A 20,667-nucleotide genomic window follows, 5' to 3' on the forward strand; every position below is an offset into this window, starting at 1 on the left:
ACAAGGTTAGGTGATGTATACTTATATGAGGTTGCGACAATAGAACGCATTTTAGATAACAATAAAATAAGTTCATAGTATGGAACCAATCACACTAAAAGACCCTCTGACAGGTGAGATATTTTATCCTAAAAAAATATCCCAGAAATTTGCCCGTCCTCAAAACCGGATTAAACACAATAACCTTAAAGCTTCTAAATTAAGACAAGAAAGAGCCTTTTTAGATAAACATTTCCATAAAAACCATATTATCATTAAGGAAATTTATGTGCCAAGCGGCAACAATGTTTTTAATATTTTTTGGATGGAAGGAAAAGGCTTTCGGACTGACTGTATAACCCACCAATTTATGTATCAAGGAATACAAAGAAATTGTGTTTATGAATTTATACTGATAGACACAGAGGGAACAGATAACATTAAAATTATAAAAAATGATAGACTTTAGAAATTATACAACAGTACCGAAAAATTTTGATTTTGAAAGAACTTTAGCCGAAAACTATAGGCTAAAGTCAAATAACGAAGTACTTATTTTCCTTGGTATAACCGCTGCTGTACTAGTTATAGGATTAACAATTTATGTTGCCAGCGAACAGCACCAGGAAAAGATAAAATTGATGTAAATTAAAATATTCGAACTTAAAAAAAAGAGCTAGAATTTGGTTGAACGTAAAACCAAATTCTAGCTCTTTTTTTTAAATTTACCGAGAATGTTTACTATCAAAAATCAAATTAGATTTATGGTTAAAGTTCCATACGATCAGGGAAATAAAAAGCGCTTTCAAAAACAATTCTTGTACCTAATCAACGTGCAAGTGTACTTCAGCTAAAGTTAGTACAGAAAGACTTGTAAACTAGGTCTACCATTATAAAATAATCCTCAAAATAATATGTAAAATTAAATATCAGAAGTATATATCGATATTGGTTTTTAAAAAAAATATTATTTAGAATATTTATTGTTGTAAGTAATAATTTTTTAAAAGTAGATTTCACAAAAAACCAGAAAAAAAACTACTTTTTTAAAGAAAAGCAATCCAAATTAATATGCTTACAATACGGATAGAATACGTCTTTATTTAGATAGAATTTGTTTTAAGATGACAACTGCGAATGCACTTTACCCATGAATTTTATAAAAACTTGATCTTAACTTCTAGTACTTTGTAGATAATTGATTGAAAAAGTTTTGTAACGCTAATTGTTTTTATTTTTATTTGAGTGTCACTTTGTATTAAAAACCATCAAAGTACATTATCTTGTTATTCCAAAATTTCCAGACCCTTGTCAATTTTCAAATCGATATCATAATAGTTTATATCGTTTCGTGAGCCGTTTCTGATTTCGATAATGTTTATGGTGCAATCGGTTTAAGGAATTGCTAGCAATTATAAAGAGAAATAGTGCCATTCTTTTTTAGCTTCAAAATAATGATACTCTGGATTGATTGGAATACCAATAGCTTAAGTTAATACATAGTGCTTCCCAGTTTCTTTTATTTCTATAGAAGTATTCTGCTCCATTCTGCCCCTCCTTTTTTATATAGATTCTTTGGTGGTAAAGCCAAAGTCTATTTTGGTGTATTCAGTATCAAAAATAATTCGAAGTAAAGCTGGGTTACTATGAGCGAGTCCTTTTTTAATTATGCTAAACAAAAGTGTCTTTTTATTTTTCATATCCTTATTTATTCATTTCATTATATAGCCAACTTGGTTCTATAACCATAAGTTCTTAACAATAAGAACGTAACATTTTTATCAATTACATTGAAGGGTATATAAATTGCCTGAAATCTCTTTTATTACAGACTTGACTTTCATGAAGATTATTGATTTATTCTCAAACCAAGTATTAGAATTTCTAGAAAGTTTAGTTGAAAAAATGCCGTAAAAAAACCCCTAAATTTCTTTAGAGGTTTTCGGTGCTACTGTGAAGGCAAAAGCTAATAGCCTCCATTAATGGTCATACAGATATGAAAACTCTAAATGATTACTATCAAGTAAATTATGATGAAACCAAAGAGGCAATGGACGAGGTTTTTAATACTAAAATTCCTTTAAGGAAACTAGCCGAAAAATAATAGTTGAAATGGTTCCATGTAATAGCTCTACGACCGCGCCTTTTCTGTTGATCACGGAGAGCGAACAAAAATTAACTTTCAATCAAAAACATCTCTTTTTCGTTTTGATAAAGAAAGTTAAAGATAGGGTCTTTTTAGAAGGATTAGCACATATCGGTTACAGCTATTTATTAAAACAAAAAAACTCCGGAGGGTAATCCCTAAGGAGAGTTTAAGTCTTACATTCCCTTATTATTTATTTGGCTTTACTTAGTTCAATCTCTTCCATAAACACATCGTTAAAACCATAATTATTAAAATCTATGAGATAATCAATTTGTCTTGGGAATTTCACAATCAATGTTTGTTCCTCTATTTTTAATTTAGATTTCACCAATTGCAGAAATTTTATTTCAGCAGTTTGAATTTTACTATCGGCTTCAATAATTTTTAATATCACTTCTATGAGCAATATTTCTTGATGCTCATTTAATTCAATACTGTTTAATTCTTGTAAATATTGATTTATGGCAAGTTTTCCCTTTATTTTTATATTGTCAAGTCCATCTTTTAGTAGGTCCTCATAATCAAGTCCCATAAAATAGATTTCATTCAAAACCATATTTTCTATTTCTGAAACTTCTTCATCTGCAATGTGTCCATCACATGCCATTGTCATGACTGCAGATCTAAAAAGAAATTTTTTAAATTCTTGATTTTTCATTTTTTTTACTTTTTAATTACCAAATCCTATTCTTGTAGTAGCCTCTTTTTCTGCTCCTTGTGGCATTAAATTTAACAAACCACTAGTTATGTCTGATAATCTTTCCCAGTTTTCGCTTTCTACTGCAAAATTACCAGCTTCAACTAAACTTTGAGCTTGAGTTTGGTCATTCATCCTGGTCTGATTTTTTTTACACCATTGAAAAATGTTCATTAAGAAATCAGGAGTTCTCCATTTAATACGGGATAAAATACTGTGTATTTCATCTGATTTTTCTTGGATTTTTATAGGACTATTGGTAGAAAAAAAGGCCTCCTCTTGCAAAACAATATCATTAAATGTTTTTCTTTCGTGGTCGTTACCATTTTTGTCTAACATTTCATTGCATTCCTCTTTAACTTTATAATATAGGACTTTAACTTTTTGAATTCTTTTGTCTTTTGTCGCACTATCTATTTCTTTGGCAATTTTTCTTTTTTTATCTTCTAATTGATAACGTTTGTCAGTAACGTCATCGCTTTTTAGATTCTCAGTTTCATTGCAAACTATTTCCATTTCTTTTTTCAACTTACTAAGAGTTCCAGCAGCTTCATAATCTTCCTTTTCAGTAGCTTCTTCAATTTCTAAATTTAATTTTGCAGTTAATTCGACAACTTGTTCTTTTAAAAATTTTACCGAAGTATGCCTTTCTTTTGGATTAAAAATTTCTTTAAATTCTTGATCCGCCATATTGAGGTATGCCGATACATTCAACTCTCTAGATTCGGATATTGTTATTGTGATTTCTATGTCAGAACCTTTTGAAACATCTCTTTTTAGCATATTTCCCGTAATTTCCATGTACCCAATAACTTTATTAGCTTCTGGTAATGCCAAGCTTGACCCTTCTAAAACATTGACTCTAATCACATCTTCGGTACTTCCTTTTATTACTGATTTATTTAAAGGGTATGTTAATGTTTTTTTTGATGGTAAAATCGTATTCCTTTGGAATATTGGTACCAACCTAGTCTGACCCGGATTGTCATAATCATCAACTTCCAAGCAGATATCTTCTGGAATCGGTTGACCACTAATACCAAAACCGCTATTTATTCCTATTGGATCAATATTCGTTTCAACTATATTATTTAAATTGTCATAGACGGTTAGATTAAAGAAATTGTACGCTCCTTCTACTAAAGGTAAATCCTCATTAATTCTTTCTAATAATTTTTTTAATCCCGAGTCAAACCCTCCATCTTGTCGTAAAATCCGATAATTTAAACCTTCAATATCCCCTGTAATCCTAGCAGCAAATAATTCCTCTTTTTCTTTAGAGGCTTTATTATAGGATGATTTTATAGAAATTAAGGTCTCTTTTTTCTTAGTGTTTTCTACTAAAATTTCTTTGGGTTTTGTAGCTGCGTAATAAGCCGCTCCAATAGCAACAGCAGTTGTTGGGTCTATTTCACAATTTACAGGTATCTGTAAAACCTCCTCAACGCGATTACGTACAAAAGGAACATACGTCGAACCACCTACCATCAACGTAAATTGGATGTCAATTGGTTTTAATGATTTTCTCGTAATAATTTCCTTAATCATCTCTATGGTACCATCAATATTAGGTCTTATAAGGTCATTAAACTCAGAACGAGTGATTATAATTTCCATATCAACTTCATTACCATCTTCATCTTCGAAGCCATCTACAATAATCTCAGATGAAGTCATGGACGATAGCGCAATTTTGGCTTCTTCAGCTCTTCTTAGTAAGGCATAATATTTTGCATTGTATTTTCCTGACGCACTTTTCATTTCACTCTCTAAGTTCGAAAAACTATATTTTTCACAAATTTTTGGAATAACTAATTTTTCAACTATCATATTATCAAAATCAGCACCACCTAAAAAGTTGTCTCCTTCATGATCTAAAACTTTCATTTCACCATCTTTAATTTCGATAAGAGCAACATCAAAAGTTCCTCCTCCTAAATCGTAGACTAGCCACTTTCCATTTTTCATTTCACGATCTTTTTTCATGTTAGCATATGCCAAACTTGCTGCTATAGGTTCTTGAAGCAATACCACTTGTTTGAAACCTGCTTGCATCCCAGCTTCCTTAGTTGCATTGGACTGAATTGTATCAAACGATGCAGGAATGGTTAAAACTACTGCGTCTAAATCATCTCCTGTATTTACAAATGTTTTCAGCTCTTTTAGAACTTGTGCAGAAAGCTCGATCGGAGTTTTTGATTCATTTATTGATTTGATTTTAAAACTTTCAGAAGTTCCCATTTTCCTTTTAAAAATTCCGACCACACTTTTGGGGTCCTTTTCTAGAAATTCTTTGGCTTTATTTCCAACCGTAATTTTATCTTTTTTGTATGCAACCACTGAGGGTAAAGTGATTCTTCCATAATCTTGAGGATTAGAGAAAACAATTACTTCTCCTTTTATAAATTTTGCAATTGCACTGTTAGTAGTTCCTAAGTCAATGCCGTAGTTAATTGTATTTTCCATTATATGTCTTGATTTATATTTTTTGATTTAACGATAACTACAGCTTGCTGAGCAATTATTTTTAATACTTTCTCATTGTCTTGATAAGAAAAAAAGATTATCGGTTTTATCACTTCTATAATTTCTAAATTCACTACTTCGGTACCTGCAATTGTAGCCTCACAATCAGTTCGAGTATCTGAATATGTCTCTCCTAATGGGTTATGATAAGTAAGCCCAATAGTTGAGCTACCCTTAAAAAATTCTTCTTCAAAGATTCCTTTTAGCTTATTCACATTTCTATAAATTGAATTTTCTTCAGTTAAGTTTGTCGACTTTTTCTCAATTTCAAATATTTGATTCATAAAATCTAGATAAACTTGAGGTACTTTTACAGTTGCTTTTTTAATTTCTTGCATTTTATTGTTTTTTATTTTTTAAAAAAAGTTGATTGGTCAATTGATGAAGAAGAGGCATTCCCTCCTTCTACGGTATAGAGTGTAATTGTTGCGACGGTATGACCACGATCACTGTCTTCAAAATAGTCTGTGCTATCAAATTCTGAAAAATTAACGTTATTTTCAAAATTACCAGTACTACCGCAGCTATTTGTTAAATTTGGATTCCAGTCATTACCATATAATACTCTAATTTTATAATTGCCTTGGGAAATGTTTGACATTTTGAAATTTGAATCTTTTTGTACATATTCATTCCTTATTGTTCGATCATCTGAAATACTATATAAGCAAATTATGGCATCTGAAGAACCCCCGTTTTTTATAGTTAAAGTAGCCCGCCCATTGTACAGACCTTTCCCAAAACAATCATCTAATGGAGATGCACCATTCATTAATTGGTTTCCTAAATAAGGGCTTGGTATATATTCTTGAGCTGTATCAATAGTGTCATTATAGATTTCATCATAATCTCTTATGGCTGGTATGTCTACTGCTACCGAAGCAGTATCTACTGCAACAGTATCAATTGGATAAACTTCATCCGAAGCATAATTATTTGTGTCTTTTTCCGAACCTAAACTAACCATTACACCAATAAACACCATCGCTACAAATAGCCATATAATTCCGTTATTATTAGAGCTGGGAGGGCTTGTTGATGTGAATGAACGTTCAACATTTTTTGGTAATTGTAAATTACGTAGTAAACGTATTTCTTTTTCTCTCTTTATTTTTTGTAAATCGTTACTTGCATTCTTAATAATTTCCTTAAAAGAGGGGTCAATACTATTTATGTTGTTAGCCTTATTTATTAAGTAAATTGAACATTCTACATCAGAATATTTATTATATACTTCTACCGATAAAATTTTTAAAGTTATTGCAATTTGAGATTTAATTTCATTGAAGACAGCATCTAAATTATTTAAAACAGTAAAGTTAAGATTGTTTTCAATCCAAATTTTTAACTGTGCTGGCGTAATGGTTTTGTTTTTTACACCTTCAATTTTAATTTTTGACTCTATGATAAATGATGCATACTTTTTTAAAACAGGACCATGCTTTTCTTGTTCAATTCTCTCGTCGTTCTTCTTTTTTATTATTTTATAGTTTTTTTCAAAAACAGGTCTTTCTAAACCGCTTATATTTAATGTAAGTAAATATTTTGTTAAATCGTTTGGAACTTGAGTTGTGTCAAAAGCATCCCAAATTGAATTAGAAAGAAAATTTATTGACTTTGCTATTTTTAATATTTGACTATTAAAATATTGAGGTAAGCAATTGAGTAATTCTGACGGAAAATAATCCTTTACAGTTTCAAGTACTTTATGAATATCGTCTTCATCATAATTACTCTCTTCATTTTTTATATCTTTTCTTATTTCATTAATTTCACTAATTTTATTTTGTAGATCATTAGTAAGAGTTCTAAAGGCAGTGTTTACATCTGATTGTGAAATAAAGAAATCAGTTTTTAATATTGCTTTTAAGTGACTAATGTTTTTGTTTTTAAAAGCAATAAAAAGTGTATGATCAAATTTGGGAGTGAAATATGGACTAATGAATGTTATGAAGTCAGGAAGTTTAAAAATGCTATCATGTTTAAAATTATTAAAGATAGAATCATTTCCATTTATTAAAAACTCATTTAACTGCCTGTTATTCGATAAATACAAATAGAATTCTTTATTAGTTGGATTCGCAAGATCATCAATAACCCTTTCACAATCTCCCTTTGATAATTTAACGCCATAATAATCATAGACTTCACCATCTGATAATTCAATATCAGCAAATAATCTTTTTCTGTTTTTTTTTATTTTTTCGTTGTCTATACTACTAATATCTGTAGCCTTGGATAAGTCTAAAATTTCGATAGGGTTGATGTACTGCATCCTTTAGATTTATTATTATAATTATTAACTGAATATAAGATGACGAAGACTAACCAAATGTGTGTCTAGAACTTTGTTAATGAAACAAAAAAAGTTTGTCTTCTAAATTAACAAGTAACTTAATACTAATATTAACAAAATACGATCATTTATTTTGCATTTCCTATACCCACTTTTAGTGATATTTAATAAAAAAAACCGCCCAGAGGTAGCTTTAATAAACTTATATCAGAACGGATAATTTAAACTAAGTATTAGTTCTAGTAGTAATTACTGGCGAGAAATTACTAATTTCAGCAACAGCAAAGGATGAGGATGCTTTTAAGCGTCCTGAGTTTTATTCAAATAAAATTTCGGGCAACTCTTTCCTTAATTTTGATCCCAGTTCTTCAAAAGTCTCAAAAAGCACCTTCTGTTTTATGCACAAATCCGCAGTTGATGGGGTAATCTTAATTTAATGAAAACTCAAACCAAATTGGGATATGGTCCGAAATCGTTCTGGCTTCTTTTAAAGAGCTGAAATTATTGTAAAAAGAGATTATTCCTTTATTAAGGAGGTTAACTTTGGAGGTGTTATAGAACATATTGTCATATTCAGAAGCCAGGTGTTTGTTGTTTTTCACTTGTTGTTTCAACGAAGTTTTCTGGTTCACCAGAATAGACTGATATCCCATTTTCCTCAATGGATTAAAAACGGTATGTGATTGGGGACAGTTAAAATCGCCTACAAACAAGAGGTTTAGGTCAGGATATATCGCTGGTAAAAATTTAAAATACTTTATTTCAGTTTCAGGCTGTTGACTTTTGGTAATAGCATGAAAATTAACGACTGTAAATTTGTTTTTCTTATATTCGAAAGTGCAATAAAAGGGCTCTCTGTCTATTTCTAAATGGTATTTTTTTTCTAGCCATGCTCTTCCCATTTTCTTTATATGCGCTGTTTTCCAAATAAAAGCATACCGTTCCTTTTTGTATGGAGTGCTAGATGTAGGATCACTTATAACATAATCCCATTTTACTCCTTTTCGATTAAGTTCATCGGCCAGTCTAGCTACTGCTTGTGCGCCACCGTAACCAGCTACCACTTCCTGTATAGCAATAATGTCGTAGTTCTTTAAAGTATTTGCTATAAAGTTTATTTCAACTGCAGATTTTGATTTTCCGAAGTTTTGAATATTCCAAGACACTAGTTTAACTTGTGCTAAAACTGTCGTCCATGAAGACAATAGAAAAATAATAAAGAAGACTGTTCTATTAATTTTACTCAAAAATAATTTCATTTTTTTTAGAGTGGATTATTCTTTATCATGAGGGCAACCATCTGTTCTTAATTTTTATTCGAAATAAAATCTTTAATGATTTTATCCATATTAGAGGGCAAGTCGGCATTTTTAATGACATATTTTTTTACTTTCATCGCGTCAAACCAATTGCTCCAGTAGGTCTTAATTACATCTTCTTCGTATGCATTTTTAGAATTTGGATTTATACCAAGCACTAATATTTCAAGATTTGATAAATCTTTATTCGCTTTAATAAACCCCAATTTTCTCTCAGTGATCTGCTCTAGCCAATCTGAAGAATTCAGATTGTTTTCAGATATAACTTTAGGAGTAAGGTACGTAGTCAGGTTTGCTTCTTTCATCTTAGTGTCGTTATGAAAAATATAACCATCAGTCAATACAATTAGAATGTTGCGATACCCATCTTCAATACAATAGTCATCTACTTTACCTTTAAAGAATCGCCAAGTATCAGATCCAATATATTTGCTATCTAGGATTGCTAATTTATAAATCTTTAATGGATCAGTTGAATAAATGCTCTTTATATTTCCTATGCTTTCTTTTGATATGTTCTTAGAGTTGAAATCTACTTTAAGGTTCTTTGAAAGCAAGTTTATTTCACTATTAAGAGGAGCTGGCTCGAAAAAAAGTTGCATTTTATCATCTATCGTTATTACTTTCTTCTTCCTCAGGTGGTCTGTAAAAGCTTGTGAAACAGAATTTATATAGCCTACATCTCGCAAGTAATATTCCATCGTTGGGTTTGGATATTTTTGAGGACTGATCCTGTCAGACAAATCGAGAAGTATACTAAGATTAATATTATTCGATGTGTCTTTAGTTACCTTCTCACCCTTTTCCTTTTTGCAAGAAATGGTAATAACAGTCCCCACAGTCAACATAATTATACATATACTTTTTTTCATGGTTATTAATTTTGAGAATTTTCTAAGAATTGAATATCGTCTGTAATTATGCTCAAGTCTTTCAAGTGTTTATCTGAAAGTAAGTCGCAACTTTCGTATAATTCTGATTTTTCATTATGGGCTAAAGCTAATTGAGTTCCGATAGCCTGATACCATCCTTCTTTAAATTGATTATGATAAAGCTCGTATTCCTTCACTGGAAAGACAAATCCATCTATCTTAGTTTGTAGTTCTGAAATTACTCCATTTGTCTCAACAACTTTTTGAGCAAATTCAGTGATTTTATTGAAGTTCTCTAATTTTTCTGCTAAAACATCTGCCAGTTCATCTTGCTTCCCCTTAATAAATACACTTATTTCGTCAAGATTTTCATATTCTTTCATAACAAAATCAAAAACTAATCCCCAGATTACGTATACAACGAAACCTGCAAAAATTATCATCCAAAACTCTGCTTCTCCTAGAGCTATTCGTAAATTATATTGAGGTGAATCCAGCACTTTATTGAATTCATAAATCTTTTTTTCAATTTGATATGCAAGCAATGCATCAAAGAGAAAAGTCAACAAATACAATCCTGAAATTCTTAATACGTTTATTTTTCCTTCTCCCTTTTGTACCATATGGATTACAAAGCCCAACCCCATAAAAACGAATGGAATAGTTGTTACTAATACGCCTTCTAACCAGCTAGCATTAAATGAATTTGTAAGTGCATCAGCATCAAAAATAGCAGCAGTAAGGCTATCATCTGAAAATATTTTAAAAAAGGCGGAATAGGATGCAGATATATAGAAAACTAATAAGTAAAGCGTTATTGGTAGAAGTAAAAACAATCCTATAACAAAGCGTGCTTTTGCTCCTTTACCATCGTTTATATCATGCTGTCCCGGGTTAATTTTAACATCGCGAATATCATGTTTGATATCTCTTATTAAAGTAATGAATTCCTGCTCCTTTGATTCATAAATACCAACTGCAGTTTCCCGTTTTTTCAATTCCGTTCTCTTTCTTTCTTGTTCTTCTTTAAAAGGTTGTTTTAGTCGTACTTGTTCCGATACTTGCTTTCTACATTGGTCTAAAAAAGTGCTGTGTAAATTCTGAAAACAAGTCTTCAAGACGATTGGTTTTCCTGAAGCTTTTATGCTTGCTGCGAATCCACTCTGATAGTAAGTGATTCTTATTTGCTCCCTATCTTCAATATTATCTTCTACAGCAATGTCTTCTACAACATCTATTTTTTTTGTACTAAATAAATTTTTTAGAGATTTCATATTTAAGAATTTAACTGATTAATTATTTCATCTTTCTTAGTTCCCTTTTGAACACTATCAATAAGGTAATCTGCTAACTCGTCAATATTTTCATCTAGAAAATCAAATTTTCTGCAATATTTTTTAAGGGCATTGAGTTCATCAATTTCAACCTTGCCATCCGCTAATATCATACTTGTTAAATCATATAAGTATTCTATTTTGGTATTTAAATCTTCTATTATATCTGAAGTATGATTTGCTGGATTTAGAAATAATTTATCAAGTTCCTCTTTACGAATACCCCTGTCTTCACCAAAACGATATAGCATTTGAAGCTCCAAAATATCAAATCTATCATCCGATAAGGCAATACTGTAAAGTCTTAAAAAATGACTTTTTAACTCAATCGTTAATTTACTATTTGTATCCATGTTTTAGGTTTAAGTTTTTAATATATCAAGATAAATTTCTGCTCAGAGTTTACAAAGTTTAAATTAGTAGCTAATTTTAGTTTTATTTAACATTTGTAAACTTACATACAAAAAGTCATTAACCAATATCTGTGTATACATTTGTTTTTTAGGTTGTAAAATTTAGAGATAAATACCTGCTAAGATATTTGAAGACTAAGGCAGTAACTGATTTTTGTAATTTTTAACGATCGCAAACGTACTGACAATAAAAATATTTTTCTATACCCACTTTTAGTGATATTTCATAAAAAAACAACCGCACAGAGGTAGCTTTAATAAACTTGTATCACAAGTACTAATTTTAAACTAAACAGTTATACTAGTAATCACGGACAAGGCAGTACTAATATCAGGAATAATATAGGGTGATGATGCTCTTAAGTATCCAGAATTTTACTCAAATAAAATTTCGTACAACTCTTTCCTTAATTTTAATCTAAGTTCTTCAAAATCATCAAATAGCCTTTTACAATTAGTAAGAGATTCCGAAGTAATATTCTTATCTATAATACTCAATTTATATGCTTCTATATTTATAGAAGTATCATCTGCCAGAGCATCCTTGATTTGAATTGAGTTATGATTTGTATCCCCGTTTGAGAGAATAGTTTTAGGATAAAATAATTTGATGTCTGTTATCTTAAATCGGACGGCATAGGCTAACATCTGATATAAATCCGGTTGCGAGATTCCTTTTTTATTGTCATTTGAATCTGCATAAACCATTTTGTACTTGGTGTCTGCAATTATCTTTTTGTGGCCTAAATCAAGTATTAAATCAGGCTTTAGACCAAATGCCTTAGCTTCATCTAAATGCGTTCCTGTTGCCTGCCCTTTTGGATTAACACCCTCTACCTCTCTATCTATAAAACCAAAAAGGAAATCTTCAAAAACATATTCCATTGGAAGAAGAAACGCAAACAGTTTTAATGAACTTTTATAATTAAAAGAAACGCTGTTTTCCAGAAACAACAGGCAGTAGTCTCTAACGGTATCAAAGCTCGTAAACATGGGGTTGAATACTATTTTCCTGCATTCATCTGCTGATATAGCTGCATCACTAACCTCATCTAAAAGGAAAAGGATATCATATAAATTACGTTTGTTTTGATTGTCTTTTGTAGCTGACAGAAGGAGTTTTGTAACTTGTTTGATACATTGATTGAAATTATTGTCCATTTCAAATGAATCATAAACGCAACTTACTTTATGATTTCTTCCTCTAGAGAGGTTGTTCGTAATATAACTGTCAAAATCGATCCTGCCTTTAACAAATGAAAGTTCATTTTCGACCTCAACATATTTTTGATAAATAGAAGAACTCAAAAGCTCTTTGGTGTATTTACTGAAAAGATAAATCAGTATTTCAAAAAAATCTGCTTGCTCGTTGTTTAACCCTGTTTGATAATTAGGAAATTTTAATTTCCTGCAATAACTCAACCACCATAATACGTGTGCATTAATTGCTTTTACATCGTATTTTGAGGCCTCTTTGGCGGTGTCATGAAAAATCTTAGGTAACAGATTTATGGTTTGATCTGCAAAATGTATGACACCAACATACTTATTGGACTTTAATTGATTTGATTTATGCATAAACTGCAAGAAGTGCTGTACCTCTTCCCGGTTTTCATCCTCATTGTAATAGCTTGATTTTTCTCGTTTATTCCAAATATCATCCAGGAATACTTCGAGATTTTCGAAATGCTCTTCAGGGAAGTCTGCTTTATTTTGATATTCAAAGAGATTGATCATTTACCAAATCATTTTTAATGGCCAACCGCCAATTTTTATTCCAGCTGCTTGTAATATAGCCATTACTTCCTTTTCGTCATTCATAAAATATTCCAACAATAGAGGAATCACTTTTTTGTTTAGGGTATTTTGTAATGAATATTCATTTCCCATAAAATAGGCATGACCTATTGTAAAATCATGATTTTTTCTAATTAGAACAGCATCATTTATTTTATTAAGTAGTTCAGCATCATGAATTGGTTTTTCAAGTCCCTCATATAGCGGATACATCGGGATAAACTCAAAACGTCTTCTTAAAGCAATATCCAATAAAGCAATAGATTTGTCCGCCGTATTCATCGTACCAATAATATACAGGTTTGAAGGCACCATAAAAGGGTCTCCTGATGGCAAGGTCACACGCAGTGGAATGTCTCCATCGGAACGCTTGTCTTCTTCAATCAAGGTGATTAACTCCCCAAAAACTCTAGATATATTGGCGCGATTAATTTCGTCAATAATGATAACGTAATTTTTACGCTCTATCTTAATTTGCTCTTCTAATTTTTTGGGAATGTGCTTTAAAATTTGTTCGTAAACTAGATAGTAATAAGTAGCGTGTTGTTTAGCTAAACCAGAAATTGAAGTTAATGATTTAACGTCCTTTCTACTATGTACATTATTTCGATAAAATTCTTTTAGGTCTACAAATTTCATTCTTAAACCGTTAACATAACCCCATTTTTCTCCTGTATAACGAAACGCATCTTTTTCAGTTTCAAAAATGTACGCTGTTTCATTGATTTTGAAATTATCTTCAGAGTCTAAAACACTTTCTTTAAATTCTTCTAATGCTCTATCAAATAGCGCTTCGTTTATAAGTTCTTCAGGTTGCTTTTTTGATGAGTTTATATTCTCCAATGCTCGATCAGCAATTCTTTTAAAAACACCGTCTTTCTTTTCAAAACTGAGTTCTTTTCCGTTTTCTGTATCAGGGCGTATTCCTTGAATGAAATCTTCGTAGCTATAATTTTGATGGAAGGTTATAAATTCTATTTGATTGTTCAAATTGTCATTAAAAACTTTTAGGGCGTCAGTATAATCAATGTTTTCATTACCCGTTAGGATTTTTGCAGCTTCCAAAATAGTATTATAAGTCTTCCCTGTACCAGGAGGCCCGTATAAAATTTGATTAAGTGGAAAAGTTGATATTGGCTTCATGTTTTCCATGGCACTTTGTTTTATTTGATAAACATCATTGATGAAATCTTGATTAGTATATTTTCTGGCAGGGCATTTATTAAATCTATCTAATTGAATCAAAAAGCTTTCATTAATTTGACTTTTATATTCTTCTAGATTGTCTACAAAATTCCAATAGGCATCAATTTCACCTTTATGATTATTAAAAATCTCTGATTCCTCATTAAAAGCATCTTTTGAGATAAAGGACAACGCTGTTTTGTTTTGCTTTTTCTCGATACAGAGAGAATACCGATTACCAATCAAGAATACTAATCTGTTTTTATTTTTCCTAACATTAAAACTTATCCTCTCATCATAGGGAAGAGTTCCGTTTTCTTTTACGAAATCTCTTAAAATTTCTAGGAATGACTTTAACTTTTTAGGATCTAAAACTTTTTTTACAGCAGAATAAGCACCCACCTTATTTGAATTAACAAGGTCTATTATTGTTTCATACTGTTCCTTATTAGAGGTGAAATTAGTTCCTTGACTTCCTCCTTTAAAGTCATTAAAAACTTTGTCGTCTTTAATTGTTTCCCATAAAACAGGATTGTTAAAATAATTATGCTCTATTTCAATTGATACACGATCATTATCAACTTGTTTAGTTGGGTTCAGGTAGAAATGCATTTCTGTTTCTTCCTCTTTCATATTAGTTACAGGAGAAGCTACCTTGCCCAAGGCGTAACAACCCGATTTAGTTCCAGTTAACCATAAAATTATTTTATCGCCAACAACTATTTTGCTCTTATGAGAGCTTACAGTCCAAGTTCTAATAGCATTAGCTTCTAATGCACCAACCATATCAAATATTGTAGGGCTACCTTGGAAAACCCAATAATTTAGGTCACTTTTTGGAGTTAATAAACCCACTTTAATTTCATTAATTTTAGTAAGATATTTTTGAAAATCACTTTCGCTATAAATATATTCCTTACCTAATTCAAGTTCTTCCAACAAAGTCAATGCATAATTTCTGACTTCTGTAATGAAATAAGTTAGGTTGGAATGAACATCTTGTGGATTTTCAAAATATTTATCTCCAAAACTTTGTTCATTTAGTTCAAGTCCTATTTTTGAGGCCAATCGTCTATGAAAAGTAATTTCGTTTTCATTTTGTATTCCCGATTTAAAGGAAATCGTTATGGAACTGGTAGTTATGTTTCCTGCCTTGTCAAATTCAATGGTAAAACCTAGTGTTTTTATTTTCCGAGCACTATCTCCTTTTTTAAATAAGGGAACATAAATATAGTCAGAACCCTGAAACCATTGCCCGGCTCCTAATCTTTGTACACCGTCAGTTTTTGCAAAATCTCTTTGCCTCAAGGAGAAGGTAAAAGCGGGATGACTCTCTTTAAATTTTAAAAGATAATCTAAGATTTCATTACTATGCTTTATAATACTTTCTTGCTGCGTATCCATAGTTTTATATATGTTTAATTTTATTTGTTCACAATCAATCTCGCATTTGCATTTTAATTCCCGCAACCTCCCATTCATCTATTACAACTCCATCTGTTACCGTTTGCATTTTACAGCCCGATTCATCATAAAAATAATGAAAGGCTATTTGACCGTTTACTTTCAAAACACCATTTTGTATTTCTCCTAGCTGTTTGAAACGCCAAGTCCTGCGCAGTTGCAGTGAGTGAAACAATAAATACTCAGGATAAATACCTGTTTTTTCAAACTCAAGCATGCCTCCTGATTGAATAGTTAGAATAATATCCTGCATGTGTCTTTACTTGATATGAAGTTTTGCCTCAAAGAAAACGATTAATAAATTTTCAATTGATTAAACAAGGTTGCTTTTGAGTTTATTTATTTAATTTCAGGAAGTAATGCTTCTGGCCAAGTAACAAACTTGCCATATTGACCTGCCTTTTCATAGCCTCCAATTTCTTTGCCCTTTTTAGTTGCAATCCAATCTTCTTCTTTCTTATACATCAATTTATTATCAACGAACCAAGCATTAACTTTTCTGCTACTGATTCCAGTTGCTTCCGAAATTTCCTTGGTTGTTAGTAGTTTTACATTTGAAGAAACAGTTTTTTTAATTAAGTTTTCCGCTTCTTTTTTTTCTATTTTCGTTTCCTTATCTATGGATGTAAATTCAAATCGTTCGCTTGTTTCGTCAATAAAATCAATCTCTTTCAAAGCATCCTCGAATATTTCTTTGTCTGATTCGTCATTCAAGTCAATTAATACTCCCATTTCTTTGTTGTTATTCATTGAAAACTCATAAAGGTTTAGTGAAGTAATTATCATTTTCTCATCATTCAAATAACATTTAGCGTGCAAATCTTCATTATATTTCAGAATTACAAACCTTAAACCTTGAAGAAATTTCATTTCGTTAGGATTCAACTCTTGCTTTCCAAAAATCACAGTTGTTATTTTGTCTTTACTGTTTCTATAAGTAAGTAACTCCTTAAAGTCTTTTGATAATTTCAAGTAAGGGGATATTAAAACCAATCTCTGTCCGGCATTACGAATTAAATCTTCAATTTCAGATACTGCTTTTCTCGTGTTTAAAAACTTAGCCATTATTTCATGTTATTTTAATGATTTATATTTTACTGTAACTTTGTTTAATCCTTCTAAAACAATCTAAACTTACTTCATTATCCCTTAAGGTTTCTGCTGCCAAAATAAATGAATTACTTTGCCTTCTAAGCCACCATTCCCTTTTCAAAAACCTCCACAAACTCCTTCATTTTAGCGATAATGCGGTCACCAATTACTCTTGCTTGTAGAATGCTTGGTCTGTTATCTAAACACTGGAAAACCTCATCTTTTATAGGCTCACGGCCACTGTAGATGTAGGCATCGATTAAGGCTTTGAATTGTAATTTATCTAGGTGTTCGTCCTCACAAAGTTTACCTAATGCTAATACTTTTTGTTCCTGCCAGAATTTCTCAAATTCATCGTCGATGTTATCCCCGTCTTTTATGAAGGGCATGTTCTCGTCAATGAATTTCTGAATCAACTCTCGTTTGCTTCTTAGTTGGATATCGCCACCCAATAGATCGATGATGGTTTTTCTTTGTGCAGCTGCTGCAGCTCCTTTTTCTCCTTTTAATTGCGCTAACAATTTGAGGATATAGGCCACGTTGATTTGGTCTCTATGGATTAATTCTAACTCAAAGTCAATGTCATCGAGTATGGAAGTCTTTTGTTTTTGAGTGTCTTGTTTTACCTTTTCGTATAAGTCGAGGTACTTGCTTTTGTAGTCTTCAAATTCCTGCTCATCAATAGGCAAATCTTCCCAATCAAAATCAGTGTAGGATTGCAATACATTCATTGCTCGCATCAATTTCCTAAAAGCTTGTACAAAGTTCGCTTCGTCTTCTTCGCTTTCTAAATCATTTACGCTTTGATAGGTGGGTGCAATTTCTCGTAAGAGTTCCAGAGCTTGGTCAAACTTCTCTGCTATAGCTTCGTAAGCGGGCATGGTAACGACTTCGATTGCCTCTTTATTGGAAAACAAAGTAATTGCCTCATCTGTGGCATTTTTAAGGTTTCTAAAGGATAAAATGTTCCCTTGTGACTTCTGCTCGCCAAGTATTCGATTCGTCCTTGAAAACGCCTGTATTAAGCCGTGTTGCTTCAAGTTCTTATCTACATACAGCGTGTTTACTTTCTTGGCATCAAAACCCGTAAGCATCATATTCACGACGATGACAATATCCAATCGGTCTTTCTCATTGTTGAAACTTTCCTTCTCTCTATCTTTTAATCTTTTGCTTATACTTTGGAAATATTTTTGAAACGACTCACTGTCCTTGGTTGTGTAACTCGTGCCATACATAGTGTTGTAATCGCCAATATAGCTTTCTAATTTATCTCGGCTGTGACTTGATTTATAAGTGGCCTTTGGTTCTGCCGCCCAATCGTATTCTTCTTCCTCTGGAAGGCTGTCATTTGCTTCGTCTGAATCTTCATTTGTACCATAAGTAAAAATAGTAGCGATACGCAAATCGTGTTCTCCTGCTTCTTTCTTCTTCTGGAATAGGTCATAATACTGCATCACATTATCGATACTGCTTACTGCTAGCAGGGCTGAATAATCTTTATTAAAGGTCTTTTGATCGTGATACGCAATGATGTAATCAACAATTTTATTGAGTCTCTTTTCAGAGCTCAGTACTTCTTGTTTGTCAATTTCTTCGACTTCGATATCAATAAAAGCATTGCTCTTGTTTTTGTATTTCCCCACGTATTCTATCCCAAAACGCAATACATTTTGGTCTCGAATAGCATCTGTTATCACGTATTTATGTAAGCAGTTCCCAAACAAATCTTTGGTGGTGCGTTTTCCTAAATCATTCTTGGAAGCATTTTCGGCAAATATGGGTGTTCCTGTAAAACCGATTAACTGGCTTTTCTCAAAGAACTTGGTAATGCGCTCGTGTGTTTCTCCAAATTGGGAACGATGGCATTCGTCAAAAATAAATACAATCTTCTTATGTCGCAAGGGTTCTATTTTACCTGCAAAACGTTCCGAAACGGCATTGTTTAATTTTTGAATGGTCGTAAGTACCAACTTAGTATTATCAGTCAATTGGCGAACTAAGGACTGTGTGTTATCAGTGACATCAACACTGTCTTTTTTGAAAGCATTGAACTCGGTCATGGTTTGGTAATCCAAATCTTTTCTGTCGACTACAAAAACAACTTTGTACACGTCTGGCAATTCCATCACAATTTGGCTTGCCTTGAACGAAGTTAAGGTTTTACCTGAACCTGTGGTGTGCCATATGTAAGCATTGTCATTAGAATTTTTGACTTGGTGGATAATCGCTTCCGTGGCAAAATATTGATACGGTCGCAAGATCATCATCACTTTATGGGTTTCGTTAATCACGATATAATGCGCTATCATTTTACCCAAATGTGCGGGGTTTAAAAATGAAGCAGCAAACTCGGTTAACTCGGTGGTGTTTTTATTATTGGCATCAGCCCAAAAGAAGGTTTGTTTGACCGATTGCAATTTGTTGTTGGCCAAATATTTGGTATTGACTCCATTGCTGATCACAAACAATTGCACGTATTGAAACAGTCCGTGATTGCTCCAAAAAGAATGGTTCTGGTAGCGATTGATCTGGTTAAAGGCTTCTTTGATTTCGATACCCGAACGCTTCAGTTCTATTTGTACCAGAGGCAAACCATTGACCAAAAGTGTCACATCATAGCGGTTCTTGTAACTTCCTTCCAGACTGATTTGGCTGGTAACTTGAAATAGATTTTTGCTGTTGTCTTCTGTATTGAAAAAGCGAACATAAAACGAAGTCCCATCCTCTTTAGTTAATTGAAAACGGTCTCGTAGCGTTTTGGCTTTTTCAAATACATTCCCTTTGGCTAAATGATTGAGGATTGCCTCAAACTCTTTGGCTGTAAAAGTGGTTTCGTTAAAAAGGGTTAACTGACTTTGTAGATTAGCAACCAAAGCTTCACCATCCTGTATTTTAACGGACGCATAGCTTAAATCCCGCAATTGCTTGATTAAGTTGTTTTCTAGTACTGCTTCTGATTGGTGGCTCATAGCTATCTTCTATCAAATAATAACAATTCTAATTCAGCTAAGCTGTGTTTTGAGAGTTTTTCATTTTTACTGATCAGTTCTCTAGCGCTGCTAATCACTTTTAAATAATGCTTTTCATCATTAAACTGTGTCCACGCTTCTATTTTAATGGGGGTAATCCCTAGTTGTTTGGCTTGTTCTATTAACCTTATTTGAATAATTCGATCTACAGGAAAATGCGGTGGTTCTTTAATGTTTCCTAATGACCACATATATTTTAAATACAGATTCAACATTTTTTGAGCAATACCAAAATTGATTTTTCCCTTTACAAATATTTCCGAAAAATTAGAACTGTACGCACTAATACTTTTTATGTTGTCAATATGTTGTTCGTCACTAACATTTCCCCTTTTATAACCGTCTAAGATGACATCAACAATGTATGCTCTAGTTTTCGTTTTAAAAGACCCTTTTTGAGCCTCAGGAGCTGTTTTATTATAGATTCCTGACCTTTGAAATGCTGCTCCAAAAGTTAACATCCAAATCTCATTATGAATAAAGCTGTCTTGTGATTCTTTTAAACACTCCAT

Annotated in this window: 16 protein-coding genes; 2 read left to right on the forward strand and 14 right to left on the reverse strand. The window is 32.0% G+C overall.

Going from position 1 to position 20,667, the window contains the following annotated elements:
• Window positions 1-79 precede the first annotated feature (79 nt).
• Window positions 80-448, forward strand: a complete 369-nt coding sequence (locus ACEN2H_RS14405) for a hypothetical protein (RefSeq protein WP_441733537.1) — start codon at window positions 80-82, stop codon at window positions 446-448.
• The gene (locus ACEN2H_RS14410; protein WP_441733539.1) at window positions 435-626 is read left to right on the forward strand and encodes a hypothetical protein; all 192 of its coding nucleotides are present in this window, start codon (window positions 435-437) and stop codon (window positions 624-626) included. Before ACEN2H_RS14405 ends, ACEN2H_RS14410 begins: the two co-directional genes overlap by 14 nt.
• A gap of 1,692 nt (window positions 627-2,318) precedes the next feature.
• Here the strand turns inward: ACEN2H_RS14410 and ACEN2H_RS14415 are convergent.
• The 14 genes from ACEN2H_RS14415 to ACEN2H_RS14480 all read right to left on the reverse strand — a co-directional run bounded on the left by ACEN2H_RS14415 (window position 2,319) and on the right by ACEN2H_RS14480 (window position 20,667).
• Window positions 2,319-2,786: a hypothetical protein gene (locus tag ACEN2H_RS14415; RefSeq protein WP_441733541.1), complete on the reverse strand. Its 468-nt coding sequence runs from the start codon at window positions 2,784-2,786 to the stop codon at window positions 2,319-2,321.
• A gap of 12 nt (window positions 2,787-2,798) precedes the next feature.
• Window positions 2,799-5,291 carry an Hsp70 family protein gene (locus ACEN2H_RS14420; RefSeq protein WP_441733543.1) on the reverse strand — a complete coding sequence of 831 codons (2,493 nt, stop codon included), beginning with the start codon at window positions 5,289-5,291 and terminating at the stop codon, window positions 2,799-2,801.
• Window positions 5,291-5,689, reverse strand: coding sequence for a hypothetical protein (locus tag ACEN2H_RS14425; protein ID WP_441733545.1), 399 nt, complete (start codon window positions 5,687-5,689; stop codon window positions 5,291-5,293). The genes ACEN2H_RS14420 and ACEN2H_RS14425 overlap by 1 nt, the downstream gene beginning before the upstream one ends.
• A gap of 11 nt (window positions 5,690-5,700) precedes the next feature.
• Window positions 5,701-7,626, reverse strand: a complete 1,926-nt coding sequence (locus ACEN2H_RS14430; protein ID WP_441733547.1) for a hypothetical protein — start codon at window positions 7,624-7,626, stop codon at window positions 5,701-5,703.
• 449 nt (window positions 7,627-8,075) lie between these two features.
• A complete protein-coding gene (locus ACEN2H_RS14435) occupies window positions 8,076-8,906 on the reverse strand; it encodes an endonuclease/exonuclease/phosphatase family protein (RefSeq protein ID WP_441733549.1) in 831 nt (276 codons plus the stop codon).
• A gap of 47 nt (window positions 8,907-8,953) precedes the next feature.
• A complete protein-coding gene (locus ACEN2H_RS14440; protein WP_441733551.1) occupies window positions 8,954-9,838 on the reverse strand; it encodes a hypothetical protein in 885 nt (294 codons plus the stop codon).
• A gap of 5 nt (window positions 9,839-9,843) precedes the next feature.
• The gene (locus ACEN2H_RS14445; RefSeq protein WP_441733553.1) at window positions 9,844-11,112 is read right to left on the reverse strand and encodes an ABC transporter permease; all 1,269 of its coding nucleotides are present in this window, start codon (window positions 11,110-11,112) and stop codon (window positions 9,844-9,846) included.
• A 2-nt stretch (window positions 11,113-11,114) separates the two neighbouring features.
• A complete protein-coding gene (locus ACEN2H_RS14450; protein WP_441733555.1) occupies window positions 11,115-11,525 on the reverse strand; it encodes a hypothetical protein in 411 nt (136 codons plus the stop codon).
• 435 nt (window positions 11,526-11,960) lie between these two features.
• A complete protein-coding gene (locus tag ACEN2H_RS14455; RefSeq protein WP_441733557.1) occupies window positions 11,961-13,322 on the reverse strand; it encodes an McrC family protein in 1,362 nt (453 codons plus the stop codon).
• A complete protein-coding gene (locus ACEN2H_RS14460; protein WP_441733559.1) occupies window positions 13,323-15,971 on the reverse strand; it encodes an McrB family protein in 2,649 nt (882 codons plus the stop codon).
• Between the two features lie 34 nt (window positions 15,972-16,005).
• Window positions 16,006-16,284, reverse strand: a complete 279-nt coding sequence (locus ACEN2H_RS14465; protein WP_441733561.1) for a hypothetical protein — start codon at window positions 16,282-16,284, stop codon at window positions 16,006-16,008.
• 86 nt (window positions 16,285-16,370) lie between these two features.
• A complete protein-coding gene (locus ACEN2H_RS14470) occupies window positions 16,371-17,096 on the reverse strand; it encodes a phospholipase D family protein (RefSeq protein ID WP_441733562.1) in 726 nt (241 codons plus the stop codon).
• Window positions 17,097-17,221: 125 nt separating this feature from the next.
• Complete coding sequence (locus tag ACEN2H_RS14475) at window positions 17,222-20,095, reverse strand: type I restriction endonuclease subunit R (RefSeq protein WP_441733564.1); 2,874 nt, start codon at window positions 20,093-20,095, stop codon at window positions 17,222-17,224.
• A 2-nt stretch (window positions 20,096-20,097) separates the two neighbouring features.
• Complete coding sequence (locus ACEN2H_RS14480; protein ID WP_441733566.1) at window positions 20,098-20,667, reverse strand: hypothetical protein; 570 nt, start codon at window positions 20,665-20,667, stop codon at window positions 20,098-20,100.

Source organism: Flavobacterium sp. W22_SRS_FP1, assembly GCF_052113685.1.
Taxonomy (GTDB): domain Bacteria; phylum Bacteroidota; class Bacteroidia; order Flavobacteriales; family Flavobacteriaceae; genus Flavobacterium.